We start from the raw sequence: 15,861 nt of genomic DNA, 5'->3' as shown, positions 1-15,861 counted from the left end.
CAACAAATCCATAAACTACATCTTTGGAATGTATATATTTATGGAGCAATTTTCTTAAAATATTCCTAATGAAAAAAAGTATAAAGCGGTATGAACTCTTCTTGTTTCTACTTTTTAGCATCTTTAGCATACAGCAATACACTGCTCAAGAGACCAAAAGCGAGTTTTGGTCGAACGTGCAGTTTGGTGGTGGAATTGGATTAGGTTTTGGGAATGGTTATTTTAGTGGCACTCTGGCGCCCAGCGCCATTTATCATGTAAACGATCGGTTTTCTGCTGGTGTTGGACTTAACGGAACGTATGCCAGTGAAAAAAACGTTTACAAATCATATATTGTTGGCGGAAGTGTGCTAGGGCTTTTTAATGTGATTCCCGAAATTCAACTTTCTGGTGAATTGGAAACTTTACATGTTTCCCGGGTATACGACAGCCAGTTTTTATTGGAAGATGATAATTATTGGGTTCCTGCTTTGTTTTTAGGGGCCGGGTATCGCACTGGGGGCATCACAATCGGGTTACGTTACGATGTATTATTTGATGAGTTTAAAAGCGTGTATGGCTCAGCATTTTCTCCTTTTGTGAGGGTTTATTTTTAAACAGTTCGCTCCATTAACCAATCCCCGAATTCACGAAAGTGACTCTTTTTTTGTTCTGAAATATTTATTTCTGAAAGCACATTATTCGCTTTTTCGGTATAGTAAGCAATTTTTTGTCGGGTTGCTTCAGCAGCTCCAGAAGTTTCAAAAATTGATTTAACTCGTTCGATCTTATCGGAAGGATCTTTAGGATTTATAGTGAATAATTGTGCCAACTCTGAAGCTTCTAACGGAGTACTCTGTTCTAAAGCTGTTAAGTAAAGAAAAGTTTTCTTGTTCGAAATAATATCACCTCCTACTTGTTTTCCGAAGGTTTCTGGGTCACCAAAGGCATCTAAGTAATCATCCTGTAATTGAAAGGCAATTCCTAGATTTCTCCCAAATTCGTAAATATTATTTTTACAGTTTTCTGAAGCTTCCGCAACAATTGCTCCCATTTTCATAGCCGCTCCAATTAAAACAGCGGTTTTATAATCGATCATTTTAATATATTCGGGAAGTGTCACATCATCTCTAGTTTCAAAATCGACATCGTATTGTTGTCCTTCACACACCTGTAGCGCAGTGGTACTAAACAACTTAGCAAGATCACTAAACATCTTTGGCTCATAGCCTTCGAATAGCTGATAGGCAAGAATCAACATCGCATCTCCCGACAAAATTCCTGTATTCACATCCCAACGTTCATGAACGGTTTCTCTGCCACGTCGCAACGGAGCGTTGTCCATAATATCATCGTGAATTAAAGAAAAGTTATGGAATAATTCTACCGCTAAAGCAGCATTCATTGCTTTTTGGTAACTGCCAGAAAAAAAATCACAGGTCATTAAGGTAAGAACAGGACGCAACCGTTTTCCTCCTAATTGAAGAATATACGATAGGGGTTCGTATAAATTCATTGGTTCTTTCACTACAACTGTTTGCTGCAAGTGTTTTTGTAACGATTCACTATAGGATGATAAAGACTCCATTCAGAAAAATTTCCAGCAAAAATACAATTTGCAGAAGAAACCGAACCCACTAAATCTTATTAAATAATTTAAGCCAATATTACTATAATGTAAAATATTTTAAAACTTTGGAAACTTTAATTGTTTTTAAAGTTTCCTGTTGTATCTTTGCCGCCGAATCTATGAAAGATCCCCTAAAAAGGGAGGGAATTATGAAAGAAAAAATAATTAATAAAGCGGCAGACCTGTTTATAACACTTGGTTTTAAAAGTGTTACTATGGATGATATTGCGAATGAAATGGGTATTTCAAAAAAAACAATCTATGCGCATTTTAGTAATAAAACAGATTTGGTGAAAGATGTAACATCGACCCTAATGTGTGATATTAGCGAAGGGATTGATGGTATTTGTGCTCTGAACAACAACCCTATTGAAGAACTATACGAAATTAAAAAGTTTGTGTTGCTTCAATTAAAAGATTCGAAATCTTCTCCTCAATATCAACTTCAAAAATACTATCCACAAATTTTTGCCTCGTTGCATAAAAAGCAATTTGAGATGATGCGGGAGTGTACTGTTTCTAACTTAACAAGAGGGATCGAACAGGGTTTATATCGTGATAATATAAGTGTTGATTTAATATCGAGACTCTATTTTATTGGGGTAAGTAATTTAAAAGATGAGTCACTTTTTCCATTACAAACTTACCCGAAAGAGCAATTAATGGAAGATTATTTAGAATATCACCTACGCGGTATTGTCACTAAGGAAGGACTACAAACTTTGAAAAAATTTATAAAAAATAAATAGATAACATGAGGAAAATCGGATTCATACTCGGCTTCGTACTCTGCACTTTCAACGGATTTGCACAACAAAACACCGAATACGCTTTTACACTCGAAGAAGCAGTGACCTTTGCCTTAGACAGCAATTACACAGCACTTAATGCACGACGAGACATTGCAAAAGCCCTTAAACAAAAGTGGGAAACTACTGCTGCAGGATTGCCGCAAATTAGCGGTAACATTGCCTATCAAAACAACTTAAAGCAACCTGTAACTTTCATCCCGGCCGAATTTAGTGGCGGTGCACCAGGGACCTTCACACCAGTAACTTTTGGAACGAAACAAAGTCTTTCGGCTACCGCTACGCTAAATCAATTAATCTTCGACGGAAGTTATCTCGTCGGGTTACAAGCTGCAAAAGCATTTCTTGATTTTTCTGAAAATGCTGCGGAAAAAACAAATTTAGAAGTTCGAAAAGGAATTATTAATGCCTACGGAAGTGTATTACTTTCTGAAGAGTTGGTCGCCATTTTTGAAAAGAACAAGGAAAACCTAGAAGACAATCTTTATGAAACTAGAAAGATTTTTGAAAACGGGTTAACCGAAGAGGAAAGTGTAGAACAATTAGAAATTACACTATTAGATATCGACACACAACTTAGCAACGCCATCCGCTCACAAAAAATAGCGCGTGAAATGTTTAATGTAGGATTAGGTATTCCAGTAGAAACCCCTGTAATATTTAAGGATGACTTAGATGCGTTAGCACAACAAAACATTCAATTAGCGATGCTCGAATCGGATCTTACTATAGAAGAGAACGTTGATTACAAAATAGCCTATAATTTAACCGAACAACGTAGTCTCGAATTAAAGTTAGAAAAAAGTAAAGCGCTTCCAACACTTTCTGCTTTTGTGAATTACGGCACTGCTGCAAATAGTGATGAATTTACATTTTTAGACAACGATCAGCGTTATTTTCAATCCTCAATATTAGGGGTAAATATGAACATTCCCATTTTTAGCAGTGGAATGCGAAGTGCCAGAACGCAACAAGCAAGAATCGCTTTAGAACAATCTGAAACCGAGCTGGAAGAAACCATTCAAAATGTTCGACTGGAACTAAATACCGCAAAAAGTAATTATCAATTCGCTATTGAAACGTATGAAAACTCAAAAAAGAACCTTGCTTTAGCAGAACGAGTAGAAAATAAAAATCAAATAAAATTTACAGAGGGACTTTCAACCAGCTTCGACCTAAGACAAGCACAAGTACAACTTTACAATGCCCAACAACAATATTTTGAATCTATGCTATCACTTATTAACGAAAAAGCTAATATCGAAACAGTGCTAAATACACCAGAGGTACGTATAGATTCCGAAACTGTTAAAAATCGTTATTAATGTCAGTTGAGATAACTGAAAATGAATAAAAGACCAATACACCAAAATTTAAATACTATTTTAGAATGAAAAATTTACTCATATTAGCAATCTTCTCAATTTTGCTTATTTCTTGTGGCAAAAAAGATGCACAATCTACAGAAGCTGTTCTCGAAAATAACGATGCCGTAGAAATGCAAGCAAAGAAAGATGAATTGGTTGCACAACAGGAAGCCATCAACAACCAGATTAAGCAACTTGATGAAAAACTTAAAGAATTAAATCCTGAAAAAAACATTCCATTAATTACTGCTTTCGAAGCTAAAGCGTCACCTTTTAATCACTTCTTAGAATTGCAAGGAAGTGTAGAAACTGATGAAAATATTGTAGTAACTCCTGAAATGGGAGGTGTATTAAGGCGTGTACTTGTAAAAGAAGGACAAAAGGTAAGCAAAGGACAATTATTAGCCGTCGTAGATGATGGCGGAATGGGACAACAATTGGCACAAATGCAAGTACAGGCAGAACTTGCTAAAACTACCTTTGAGCGTCAAAAAAGATTATGGGACCAAAAAATAGGAAGCGAGATTCAATTTCTTCAAGCCAAATCTAACTACGAGGGTCAACAAAAGGCAATTGCATCAATGCAACAGCAAGTAGGAAAAGCCAATGTAAGAGCACCATTCTCAGGTATTATCGATGAGGTGATCACAGAACAAGGAAGTGTGGTATCACCAGGACAAACTCAATTAATGCGTATTGTAAATCTTAGCGATATGTATATTACCACAGATGTTCCAGAAAGCTACCTAAGCGATATCGAAAATGGTAAAAATGTAGAAGTCTTCTTTCCAGTTCTTAACAAAAAGATAGAGACTAAAATTAGACAAACAGGAAACTACATTAATCCTAACAACCGAACGTTTAGAATAGAGATTGCCGTTCCTAATAAAGACAAAGCAATAAAACCAAACCTTACCGCCCGTTTAAAAATTAATGATTATACCAACGAAAAAGCAATCATGATTCCTCAAGATATTATTTCTGAAAATGCAGATGGAAATCAATATGTATATGTTTTAAATAATGTCGAAGGCTCAAAAGCAGTCGCGGAAAAAAAGATTATTACGACTGGTAAAACTCAGGGTGATGTCATCGAGGTTATTGAAGGACTTTCAGATGGGGATCAACTTATTCAAGAAGGTGCCCGAAGTGTTAAAGAAGGACAAACAGTAAAAATTATTACGTATTAAAAGGATAATTCAGAAATAAATTCTGAAGACATCTTGCTTGAGTTATAGACGATACTAACTACTAAATTACCCACCCACGTGGGCATAATTATGGCAAAAAAGAAAAAAAAGAATACGGATAAGGAATTTAAACTTTCCTCATGGGCGATCAATAATAAAACAACCATTTATGTTTTAATGGCAATGATTTTATATCTGGGAATTTCTGCTTATTTCACGATGCCTAGAGAAGACTTTCCCGAAATTAAAGAAACTAAAATCTATGTAAGTTCTGTTTTTCCTGGAAATACGGCTGAGGATATTGAAAAATTAATTACCAATCCCCTCGAAGACAAACTGAAAACTGTTAGTAATGTGGTGGAGATTACTTCTACATCTCAAGAGGACTACTCGATGATCATTGTAGAATTCGATGAAGGTATAGAGGTGGAATTAGCAAAACAAAAAGTAAAGGATGAGATCGATAGCGAAACCTCAGGAGAAGACTGGCCCACATTTAACGGAGCTAAAATTGAACCGAATGTATTTCAGTTAACTTTAAGTGAAGAAATACCCATTCTAAACATTAATATTTCTGGAGATTATCCAGTTACTAAATTGAAAGAATATGGGGAATATCTTCAAGATGAAATTGAAGATCTAGAAGAAATTAAAAAAGTAGATATTCGGGGAGCACAGGAGAAAGAAATTGAGGTTGCGGTTGATATTTATAAAATGATGGCATCTTCAATAAGTTTTCAGGACATTACGAATGCCATTAATAATGGTAATATGACCATGTCTGCGGGAAACTTTATTACTAGTGGTCAACGACGTACCATTCGCATTCTTGGAGAAATCGATGACCCCAAAGAATTAGAGAATTTTGTAGTAAAGTCACAAGATGGCGATATCGTATACCTCAAAGATGTCGCTGAAATTAAATTTCAAGAAAAAGATAGAACAACCTATGCCCGAGATTTCGGAGAGCGCGTAGTTATGCTAGACGTAAAAAAACGTAGTGGTAAGAACATGGTGGCCGCTGCTGAAAAAATTCATGAAATTAAAGACAAAGCAATTCGTGAGGTTTTTCCAACCGACTTGAAGGTAACAGTAACAAATGATCAATCTTCGAAAACAATTGGCCAGGTAGATGACCTTGTAAACAACATTATCTTCGGAATTATTCTGGTGGTAGTGGTACTTATGTTCTTTTTAGGATTTAAAAATGCGCTTTTCGTAGGATTCGCTATTCCCATGTCCATGTTTATGTCTCTTATGATCTTGGGAGCTCTTGGGTATACTTTAAATACAATGATTTTGTTCGGCCTTATTATGGGACTGGGGATGCTTGTAGATAACGGAATTGTAGTGGTTGAAAATGTATATCGCCTTATGGATGAAGAAGGCATGAGCAGAATTGAAGCAGCTAAAAAAGGTATTGGCGAAATTGCTTTTCCAATAATTATTTCAACCGCAACAACCGTAGCAGCTTTTATTCCACTTGGGTTATGGCCAGGATTAATGGGACAATTTATGAAGTATTTCCCTATAACGCTATCGGTAGTATTAGGATCATCATTATTTGTCGCTATCTTTTTCAACTCGGTTCTTGTCTCTCAGTTTATGACTACGGAAGATAAAGATATGCCGAAGAAAAATCTGATTAAAATTTCAGCAATTGTTGGTGGTATTGGACTGTTAATTCTCATTTTTGGTGGTGCCTGGAGAGGGTTAGGCTCTGTAATGGTGTTTGCAGCTATTATGTTATGGATCTATAGATGGATTATACGTAAAGCAGCGAATAACTTTCAAGATAAATCTTTAGTAAAACTTGAAAATTGGTACCAAAGAAATCTAACCACTGCTTTTAAAGGAAAACGACCGTATGTTTTGGTGGCAGGTACTTTTGGGTTATTAATAGCTGCTTTTATAGCCTTTGGAGCTTCGGTAGGAGCTCAGCGCACGAAAATTGAATTTTTCCCCGACAATAAACCTAACCAGATCATTGTATATATCGAGTATCCTGAAGGTACCGATATCGAAAAGACCAATGCAATCACAAAAGAGATCGAAGATGTGGTGTATGGTGTAATTAATGACAGTCAGTATATGGAAGATGGCCGAAACTTTTTAGTAGAAAGTGCGGTCTCTCAAGTAGGTGAAGGAGCTGGGAATCCAAATACCGATGGTGGTAGTGCAGCAGAAATGCCTCACAAAGGAAAAATTACAGCTTCTATGCGAGAATACAAGTATCGCCAAGGAGAAGATAGTGAACTACTTCGCCAAAAAGTTCAAGATGCTTTAGTCGGCATTTATCCTGGAATACTTATTTCCGTAGAAAAAGATGCTAATGGACCACCAGCAGGGGCTGCAATTAATATAGAATTAGAAGGTGAAGATTACGATCAGCTAATTACTGCTGCCGAAAATATGCGTAAGTATATAAATACTAAGAATATCGCCGCAATCGACGAGCTTAAAATCGATGTGAATAAAGACAAGCCAGCGATGCAGGTAATAGTAGACCGTGAAAAAGCTGGTGAACTTGGCGTGAGTGCAGGACAAGTAGGGCAACAACTGCGTAATGCAATTTTTGGTACTAAAGCAGGTATCTATAAGGAAGATGGCGACGATTATGATATTTATGTGCGTTTTAATGAGGACAGTCGCTATAATACCAGTGCCGTTTTTAATCAGACCATGACTTTTAGAACAAATACCGGTCAATTAAGAGAGATCCCTGTATCTGCAGTAGCAAGTGAAAAAAATAGTTCTGGATTTAGTGCAATAAAACACAGGGATACAAGACGTGTCGTAACAGTCTATTCAGCTTTATCTCCTGGTTATACCGATGCTGGTGCTGCTGTAGCACAAGTGCAAAAAGAAATGCGTAATTATGATGGTATCCCTTCTGGGATTAAGATAGATTATACAGGGCAATTGGAGGAGCAAAATAAACAACAAGCATTTTTAATGGGCGCGTTTTTTACAGGCTTAGGATTAATTTTCTTTATTCTAATATTCCAATTTAATTCGATTTCTAAACCTACAATAATTATGATAGCTATATTTCTTAGTTTCATAGGGGTGTTTGGTGGAATTGTTATCACTGGTGCTCCGTTTGTAATTATGATGACAATGATGGGTATTATTTCCTTAGCTGGTATTGTAGTTAATAATGGTGTAGTTCTATTAGATTATGCCCAACTTGTGATTGATCGTAAGAAAAATAATCTCAATCTCGATGAATCGGAATATTTAGAGAAAAAAGACCTTCTAGACAGTATTATTATTGCGGGAAAAGCACGTTTAAGACCGGTATTGTTAACAGCAATTACAACAATATTAGGGCTAATACCATTAGCTATAGGTCTAAATATCGATTTCTTCTCCCTCTTTAGCGAGTTTGATCCTAAAATTTATATGGGAGGGGATAATGTTATTTTTTGGGGACCACTGGCATGGACTGTGATCTACGGATTATTAATAGCAACATTCTTAACATTGATTGTAGTGCCTATTTTATTCTACCTATCTGTTCGTATGAAAATGTGGTTTTATAATAGAAGAAATCCTGCGCCAGAAATTAATGATAAACCTATAAATATTGAAGCTGCGGAATAAAACACTGTTTTTAAAAACAAAAAAGCCCTCTCCATTTCTGAAGAGGGCTTTTTTGTTTCTATTCTATATTAATTTTATTTTCTGTCTATTGAATTAGAAATTGAAGTAACATATATTATCTGGTTAAGCTTATGGTAGTGAATATTACCTAACATATCTTCTAACATTCATATATCAAAAATTTTGCACACAATACTTTCTCAAATACAACAACCTATATAAATAGTCATTCAAAGACATTACTTATAAAAAAAACCTATCATAAAAATATGATAGGTTTTTCAAAAATTAATAATGTTTAAAGATTAAATATTTTCAGACAACGGAATAGGAAGCTTATTAAATATTTGATCTCCTGGTCTATCAATAGGCAGTGTATTTGAAAGATCATAACGTCTTAAATCGTACATTCTGTGATTCTCGCACCAAAGTGAATACCTACGTTGTTTTAGCATCTCTGCAGTTAAACTAGCGGCATCGCTATTCCCTGCATAGTCGCCAACTCCTGCCGCGTTTCTAACAACATTAAGCGCATCTTCCGCTGGTCCAGTAGAACCTGCTAAAATATTTGCTTCTGCCCATAAAAGAATTAATTCTTCATTTCTTAAAATATCGATAGGCGAGGTATTTGTTTCATATAAATCAGTCTCAAAAAGACCATTCAAGTCATCTTGGCTTTGCGGGTCTGGACGAAGATTAGTTTTAGAAGTTACACGACTATCATTTGCGTCGGCGTCATCAATAAAACTATTATGAACAATAATTTGATCTCCATTTAGGCCATCAACTTTAAATAAACCATTTGACTGATCACCGCTACCCAAGCCAAATATATGTTTAGGGCCATTATTTAAATCTCCATCAAGATTTAAATGAGAGTTATTTAACATTGTAATTGCCGAACCTCCATTTCCAAGGTATACTTGAACCATTCCAGCTACACCTTGACTAAATTGATTAAATGTCTCGGGCGTATTAAATCCACTAAAACCTGAACTTAAATCAAAAACAAAGCTACCACCTGAATTATTTAGATGACTATTTGCTTCAGATAGTAAATTCGCAGCAAACTGTAATGCAGTATCCGCATCTTCAATAGGGCCAAGATTGTCTAAATCTGAAATGTCTAATCTAGCTGCTCCATATGATTTTACTATTTGAACCATTTCATATGCCAGCATTGTTTTAGCAAATCCCAAATATCCATTTGCTTCTGGTTCTGTTACTGCATCTGTATTTTGAACAGCTTCAATCAAAATATTTGCATTCTTAATACAGCGGTAGTTTCCAGCCCATTGAGTTGTACTATAAAAAGAATTATTATCCAATCCTATACCATTCTTTCCGAGTAAATCACCTGTATTTCTTGGATCGGCATCGAATAAGTATAACTCTCTACTCATGGTACCACTGGCGGTGGTCTCAATTGCAAGACCATTTCGTGAGGTAGATTCTATTCCTACGACCAGCTCATTTAATTGTCCTTTAGAGGCATTAGAAGCAACTCCATCAACACTAGGACCATTTGGATCGATTACTTCTTCGAAAGAACAAGACACCACAACAAATCCAGCAAATAGAGCTAAACCGATCGTTGTTATTTGTTTTATTATATTTTTCATATTTATTTTTTTAAAAATTAACGTTTAGGTGAAAGAAGATTTGTCTAGAACTCGGGAAAGGAGCTACCTCAATTCCACTTGAAAGACCAGACCCACCATTTACAGAAACCTCAGGGTCATAGCTTGAATAATCAGTAATTGTGAAAAGGTTTCTTCCAGAAACTCCTAATTTAACAGCTTCTACCGTATCGCCAAAAATTGTTTTAATTGCACTTGATTTCAATCGATAATACATTGCAGCTTCTCTTAATTTAAGATAACCTGCTGGTTCTACAAAACGATCTGCATTTGTAGGAGTAAGAAGTCTATCTTGACCAGCCTGAGTTTCTAAATCTGCCGTAACTTGACCTAAATCTGATAAATATCTAGACAAGTTTAGATTTTCTCCACCAGACTTCAACTGAAATAAGAATGATATATCTAAATTTTTGAATAAAGTTAAATTGTTACTGAATCCCATTTGAAAATCTGGCTCTGTGTTTCCAACTTGTGTAGGTACTGATACACCATCTCCATTTCTATCAATATTACCTACCAATTGAGTTACAGGTTGTCCTTCTTCAATATAGATAGTTCCTAAACCTAGACCAAATCCGGCTCCTCCTAAAGCAAAAGGAGGTACATCTAGCCGAGTAATTTCAGATGTATTCTTATAAAACTGTACTCTTGTATTCCAGCTAAAATTTTCCGATTCTACAATACCAGCATTTATAGCAAGTTCAATTCCTTTATTTTGTAATTCCCCTAAATTTGTGGTTTCCCTCACAAAACCTGAAGATGATTCTGTTGACCTAGGTAAAATTAGATCTTCTACGGTTTTCACATAATATGTGGCTTCAAAGTTAATGCGGTTGTTGATTACACCTAGGTCAAGACCAAATTCGAATTCTTTAGCTGTCTCAGGGATGATATCTGGATCCCCTTTAATTCCATCAACACTTTGGCCTATGGTTCCTCCAATATTACTCGCAGCTAAACTTGTAAATGTAGAACCAAAGTTTGCAGAATTACCCGTTTCACCATAAGCAGCCCTAAGTTTTACTAGATTTACAGCCTCTAGACTCCAAAAATCAAAGTTCGCTAAGTTAATTGCCAAAGAAGCCTTTGGAAAACCATACAATTTATTAGGACCCCCATTAAGTGTAGATTTGTCAAACCTATATCCTAAAGTTCCTATAAACTGATCCTTATAGTTACCTTCTACTTGACCAAAATAACCTACTTCTTTTTGCTCACTTAATCCTTGTGCAGTGGTTTGGTTTGCAGATAGAGTAACATTTGTTTGTCCCGCAGCTAATCCTGTTCCTCTAGCATTCACCAAATTTGATTCTTGATACAAATAAGCTAATCCAACTTGAGAAGTTAAGGCCAAATCACCATCCAAAGCATCATGATCCCAAACGAAAGCAGATTGCGTGTTAAACTGTGTAAAGCTATTTTTTCCTTGTGCTATAAATCCTGCCGAAGCTCCAAGACCTTGTTGCGCTTGGTGAGTTTCTGGAACATATACAAATGTTTCGTTTGACAAGTAATCTATACCAACACTATTTGAAAACTTAATACGGTTGTTATCATTTGTAAAAAGTTTAGTGTTTAAAGTTAAACTTTGAATTATACGATTATTGGTATCTTCATTTTTAGCTTTGTCTCTTACAAATAGTGGATTTCCACTAGCATTTGGGTTATCTGGATAATTACCATTTTCATCCGGGAAAAAATTATTCCATGGACGTGAAAAAGCCAATGTATATCCATAACTTAACCCACCTTCATTCTCGTTACCTGTAAAACTTCTATTTGAATTACTTCTAATGTAATTCGTTGAAGAAGAAATATCAAACACATTCGATATTTTATGATCTATATTTCCTCGAATTGAAAAACGATCGAAGCCAGTATTCTTTATAATACCTTCCTCATCTCTATATGATCCACCTACATAAAATTTAGTTTTGTCATTACCACCAGATGCACTTAAAGCAGTTTCAGTAATAAATCCGGTTTCTCCATAAATAATATCTTCGTAATCATATAAACTACCTCTTTCCGCAATAGTAGCATTGTATTTATCAAGTTCATCTTGACCAAAAGTTTCAAGAACAGAAGCTGCAGTCCAAGGACGAAGACCTAGTGCATTCTGGATTTTATTTATCCCTACATCTTGTCTAAAGCTAATTTTTGTTTTTCCTTGTTTACCACGTTTTGTGGTTATAATAATAACACCAGCACTTCCACGTTGTCCATAAATTGCCGCAGCAGAAGATCCTTTCAATATCTCAATATTAGCGATGTCGTTAGGGTCTAGATCTGCTAACCTATTCCCAGAATTTTCTTCGTTACCGCTATTTGCTCCAGAAGCAAAGCGCAACCCAGAAGGTATTTCTACGTTATTTACATATACCCCATCTATTACTATTAAAGGTTGGTTATTTCCAGTTATTGAAGTAATACCACGCAAACGTAAAGCAAAACCACCTCCTGGTGCTCCAGAAGAGGATGTGATATTAACACCTGTTACTTTCCCATATAATGCACCGTCTACAGTACTTTGGCTTGTTGTACCCACAAGTTCTTCTGAAGTAACAGACCCAACTGCATTTGCCGCATTCGATCGTTTAATAGAACTCGCTAAACCCGTTACCACTACTTCATCTAGCGCTTCAGCAGAATCGGCAAGCGTAATACTTATTGCATTACCATTGGTAGCGTTGAATTCTTGTGTTTCAAATCCGAGAGAAGAAAATACCAAAACCGAAGGTAATGATGGAACACTAATTGTAAAGTTTCCATCCACATCGGTGGTTGTTCCATTTGATGTCCCTTTTTCAATAACATTCACAAACGGTACGGTCTCGCCATTTGCATCGAGTACTTTCCCACTCAATGAGGTTTGCGCAAGCAAAATACATGGGAAAAATAATAATAACAGGAGGATCCTGTAGTTAGGGTTGTTTTGTTTCATAATTATATTTTTTTCGTTAATAGATCGAAAATAATGCTAAATATTCATAAAAACCAACAAAATCTTAACTATTTGTTACAACTCTATTGTTCATATATTTAATTGAAAAATTAAAATCTCGTTTCATATTGCTTAAAAAAAATAATAGAATCCACTATAATCTTACTAAATTTGCACCTTCATTCAAGCGAATCGAATAAATCTACAAATCCATGTATAGAACACATTCTAACGGTGAATTAAGAGCCGAACATATCAACGAAACGGTAACACTTTCTGGCTGGGTACAAAAGACCCGAAATAAAGGGTTTATGATTTGGGCAGATCTTCGTGATCGTTATGGGATTACTCAACTTATTTTTGACGAAGAACGTACTTCTAAAGAAATCATGGAAATCGCTTCAAAATTAGGACGTGAGTTTGTAATACAAATCACGGGTACGGTAATTGAAAGAGAGTCTAAAAACCCGAACATTCCAACTGGAGACATTGAAGTATTAGTCACTAAAGTAACTATTCTAAATGAATCCCTTACACCTCCATTTACCATTGAGAATGAGACAGACGGCGGCGAAGACCTTCGTATGAAATACCGATATTTAGACATTCGTCGAAAGCCGGTTCGTGACAACCTCATTTTTCGTCATAAGGTTACCATGGCCGTTCGAAATTTTCTTTCTGAAAAACAATTCGTAGAAATTGAAACACCTTACCTTATTAAGTCAACTCCCGAAGGAGCTCGTGATTTTGTAGTTCCTTCTCGAATGAATGAAGGTCAGTTCTACGCCCTTCCACAATCACCCCAAACTTTTAAGCAATTGCTTATGGTGGGTGGAATGGATAAGTATTTTCAAATCGTAAAATGTTTTAGAGATGAAGATCTTCGAGCCGACAGACAGCCAGAATTTACGCAAATCGATTGCGAAATGGCATTTATCGAACAAGAAGACATTTTAAATACTTTTGAAGACCTAACACGACATTTATTAAAAGAAATCAATGGCGTGGAAGTGGCTGAATTCCCACGAATGACTTACGACGATGCCATGCAAAAATATGGGAACGACAAACCCGATATTCGCTTCGGAATGGAATTCGGTGAACTAAATGAAGTTGCCCAACACAAAGACTTTAATGTATTTAACTCAGCCGAACTCGTTGTCGGAATTGCAGTTCCTAATGGGAATAGCTATACGAGAAAAGAAATTGACAAACTTACCGATTGGGTAAAGCGCCCACAAGTAGGTGCGTTAGGAATGGTGTACGTACGCTGCAATGACGATGGGACCTATAAATCTTCAGTAGATAAATTCTATGATCAAGAAGATCTTGCAAAATGGGCAGCAGCTACCGGCGCCGAAAAAGGTGATCTTATCTGCGTACTTTCTGGAGAAAAAAATAAAGTTCGAGCTCAATTAAGTGCCCTTCGCATGGAACTCGCAGAACGTCTAGAATTAAGAGATCCAAAGGTATTTGCACCATTATGGGTGATCGACTTTCCACTTTTAGAATGGGATGAAGAAACCAATCGCTTCCACGCAATGCACCATCCTTTTACTTCTCCCAAACCGGGACAAATGGAATTGCTTAAAACAAATCCAGGTGACGTAAAAGCCAATGCGTACGATTTGGTGTTAAACGGAAATGAAATTGGCGGAGGTTCTATTCGTATTCACGATAAAGCCACTCAAGCTAAAATGTTCGATTATTTAGGGTTTACTCCTGAAGAAGCAAAAGCACAATTCGGATTTTTAATGGATGCCTTTCAATACGGAGCACCTCCCCATGGCGGAATTGCTTTTGGACTAGATCGATTGGTCGCTATTCTAGGCGGACAAGAAACAATACGTGATTTTATTGCATTCCCTAAAAACAATTCGGGTCGCGACGTAATGATCGATGCTCCTGCTGCTATCGACGAAGATCAACTAAAAGAATTAAATTTAAAACTGGATTTAAATCTTTAACAAAACAATAGAAGCAATTTGCTCTAATAGGTGTTTTTAATATCCTAAAATTAAAAATGGCTACATTTCCAAAAATAGAAACTGAACGATTATTTCTGAATGAATTAAAAGCACAAGACATTCCCGATATCGTGAAGTATGCTTCTAATAAGAACATATCAGAATTTACTCAAAATGTGCCTTTCCCTTATTCTGAAAAAGATGCAGTTTTTTGGATAAATATGGCTCGTGAAGGTTTTAAAAAAGGAACCAACCTCATTTTCGCAATTAGACACAAACCCGAAAACCAGTTCATAGGCGGAATTGGTCTAAGCATTGAAACCAAATCGAATCGCGCTGAAATTGGATATTGGATTGCAGAACCTTTTTGGAACAAAGGATATATCACTGAAGCATCTAAAGCAGTAATTAAATACAGTTTTAAAGTTCTAAAGCTTCAGAAAGTTACCTCATCACACTTTAATTCCAATCCTGCATCTGGCAGAGTAATGCGTAAGAATGGAATGAAAAAAGAAGGGGAATTAGAAAAACACATATTAAAAAATAACGTATATCATGATTTAATTCTATACGGACTTACAAAAGAGCAATTTCACGCGAAGGAAGCTTAATGATTACAGATTAGATCGCTTACAAACACAAAGTTCTTACTTGATTAATATTAAAAATAAACCCTTTGATGTGCATCACAGAATAGTATAACTTTGTGCAACTCATATCGTTTACCTT

The 15,861-nt window shown here is 36.0% G+C and carries 10 protein-coding genes; 7 read left to right on the top strand and 3 right to left on the bottom strand.

Going from position 1 to position 15,861, the window contains the following annotated elements; all coding sequences use genetic code 11:
• The first annotated feature begins 68 nt into the window (after nucleotides 1–68).
• Complete coding sequence (locus ULVI_RS07040) at nucleotides 69–596, top strand: alpha-ketoglutarate decarboxylase (RefSeq protein ID WP_068591093.1); 528 nt, start codon at nucleotides 69–71, stop codon at nucleotides 594–596.
• Here the strand turns inward: ULVI_RS07040 and ULVI_RS07035 are convergent.
• The gene (locus ULVI_RS07035; RefSeq protein ID WP_068591091.1) at nucleotides 593–1,567 is read right to left on the bottom strand and encodes a polyprenyl synthetase family protein; all 975 of its coding nucleotides are present in this window, start codon (nucleotides 1,565–1,567) and stop codon (nucleotides 593–595) included. The two genes, ULVI_RS07040 and ULVI_RS07035, sit on opposite strands and share 4 nt — an antisense overlap.
• Nucleotides 1,568–1,758: 191 nt before the next feature.
• Here ULVI_RS07035 and ULVI_RS07030 point away from each other — a divergent pair, with 191 nt between their 5' ends.
• The 4 genes from ULVI_RS07030 (at nucleotide 1,759) to ULVI_RS07015 (ending at nucleotide 8,581) form a co-directional block, all read left to right on the top strand.
• Nucleotides 1,759–2,358 (top strand): TetR/AcrR family transcriptional regulator, encoded by a 600-nt coding sequence (locus ULVI_RS07030; protein WP_068591441.1) that lies wholly within the window; start codon nucleotides 1,759–1,761, stop codon nucleotides 2,356–2,358.
• A 5-nt stretch (nucleotides 2,359–2,363) separates the two neighbouring features.
• On the top strand, nucleotides 2,364–3,743 hold the full coding sequence (locus ULVI_RS07025) for a TolC family protein (protein WP_068591089.1): 1,380 nt from the start codon (nucleotides 2,364–2,366) through the stop codon (nucleotides 3,741–3,743).
• Nucleotides 3,744–3,808: 65 nt separating this feature from the next.
• Nucleotides 3,809–4,975, top strand: a complete 1,167-nt coding sequence (locus tag ULVI_RS07020) for an efflux RND transporter periplasmic adaptor subunit (RefSeq protein ID WP_068591088.1) — start codon at nucleotides 3,809–3,811, stop codon at nucleotides 4,973–4,975.
• Nucleotides 4,976–5,065: 90 nt separating this feature from the next.
• A complete protein-coding gene (locus ULVI_RS07015; RefSeq protein ID WP_068591086.1) occupies nucleotides 5,066–8,581 on the top strand; it encodes an efflux RND transporter permease subunit in 3,516 nt (1,171 codons plus the stop codon).
• Between the two features lie 305 nt (nucleotides 8,582–8,886).
• Here the strand turns inward: ULVI_RS07015 and ULVI_RS07010 are convergent, their stop codons facing one another.
• Nucleotides 8,887–10,203 carry a RagB/SusD family nutrient uptake outer membrane protein gene (locus tag ULVI_RS07010; protein WP_068591085.1) on the bottom strand — a complete coding sequence of 439 codons (1,317 nt, stop codon included), beginning with the start codon at nucleotides 10,201–10,203 and terminating at the stop codon, nucleotides 8,887–8,889.
• Nucleotides 10,204–10,213: 10 nt separating this feature from the next.
• A complete protein-coding gene (locus ULVI_RS07005; RefSeq protein WP_068591082.1) occupies nucleotides 10,214–13,165 on the bottom strand; it encodes a SusC/RagA family TonB-linked outer membrane protein in 2,952 nt (983 codons plus the stop codon).
• Between the two features lie 212 nt (nucleotides 13,166–13,377).
• On the opposite strand from ULVI_RS07005, the gene aspS reads away from it, so the two are divergent.
• Nucleotides 13,378–15,132 (top strand): aspartate--tRNA ligase, encoded by a 1,755-nt coding sequence (gene aspS / locus ULVI_RS07000; RefSeq protein WP_068591080.1) that lies wholly within the window; start codon nucleotides 13,378–13,380, stop codon nucleotides 15,130–15,132.
• Between the two features lie 56 nt (nucleotides 15,133–15,188).
• Nucleotides 15,189–15,743 carry a GNAT family N-acetyltransferase gene (locus ULVI_RS06995; RefSeq protein ID WP_082830796.1) on the top strand — a complete coding sequence of 185 codons (555 nt, stop codon included), beginning with the start codon at nucleotides 15,189–15,191 and terminating at the stop codon, nucleotides 15,741–15,743.
• Nucleotides 15,744–15,861 lie beyond the last annotated feature (118 nt).

The sequence above is a fragment of the Cochleicola gelatinilyticus genome, from assembly GCF_001637325.1.
Classification (GTDB): Bacteria; Bacteroidota; Bacteroidia; order Flavobacteriales; family Flavobacteriaceae; genus Cochleicola; species Cochleicola gelatinilyticus.
Note: the sequence above shows the minus strand (reverse complement) of the source record. Positions and strands in the feature narration are given on the sequence as shown.